This window comes from Aureibaculum koreense, assembly GCF_034296135.1.
Classification (GTDB): Bacteria; Bacteroidota; Bacteroidia; order Flavobacteriales; family Flavobacteriaceae; genus Aureibaculum.
Genome location: NZ_JAXKVV010000049.1, coordinates 1 through 1139 on the forward strand (window position 1 = coordinate 1; position 1139 = coordinate 1139).

The 1139-nt window shown below is 35.4% G+C and carries 1 pseudogene; it reads left to right on the plus strand.

Annotation, left to right across the window (positions count from 1 at the left end):
- Positions 1-918: pseudogene (locus UMM65_RS17595) on the plus strand (tyrosine-type recombinase/integrase); the annotation flags it as partial.
- Between the last annotated feature and the right edge of the window lie 221 nt (positions 919-1139).

The window sequence follows — 1139 nt, forward strand, 5'->3', positions numbered from 1 at the left end:
CGTTTTAATCACAATCCAAAACCTAAATTAATCAACCTAGATGTAACCGAATCTTATTTTACCATTGGCAGAAATAAAGAATTAGCATTGTTAAATAGTAATGCTACCAAAGGCGTAAATACCATAGTAATTGGACCTGTCGGAACGGGCAAATCACATTTGTTAGAAAATATCCAAACCGATAAAAAGATACTGAGATTAGATGATACCGAAAGTATAAAAAAATCATTGGTTCATATATTACTCTACCTCTATAAAGATAAAGAAACAGTACTTTCTTATTTATGGAATGAGTTTACCATAGATGAGGTTAAAAAGAAAATACAACGTGAAAACACATTACATCTTTGTGATAGCATTATCTCATCTGTACAGCCCCAAGAATATATATTGGTCATAGATGATATTACACGCGTAACACCGAATGCAAAAAAGACCATTGAACGTTTGGCAAGTGCTTTTATAATTATTGCTGGTGCTCGAGCAGTAAAAGCAATTGACACCTCATTTATATGGGATTTTGAAATATTGAAATTAACGCCACTCAATCGCAAATGCAGTATGCAATTGATTCAGCAATTGGCAGGTGGATTAGAAGTCGAAAATTGGGAATTATTCAGAAACCATATCTACGAACAAACTCATGGAAATCCACGAGCAATTACAGAACTAATCCATCGCTATCGTAAAGAACCAGTATTATCAAATGAAAAGATTAGGTCAATTAAACACGTAGGTGCCTTACAAGAATTTGATATGACATTTATGATTGTATTATTTCTAGGTATCATAACAGCCATGCGATACATGAGCCGAGAGCTAGATGAACCCGCATTACGATTCATTGGCTCTATCGGCCTCATTTTACTAATAGTTTCAAGACCCTTACTAAGACGCTTATCAAAAAGATTCATATGACCGAAATAAAAGTACCATACAAAGCTCCTCCCTTTAATCAAATAGAGATGGATTCCGACTTTTGTAGGAAGGCGAAGGGTTAAAAACACTAATTGAAGCACAGTTATAAACAGAAGTAGAATTCAAAGCTCCTCCCCTTATTTTCAAGGGGAGGTGTCCGGCAGAAAACATTAATTCTCACGTAAACATAAAGGACGGAGGGGTTAACGGAGGGGTCTTGA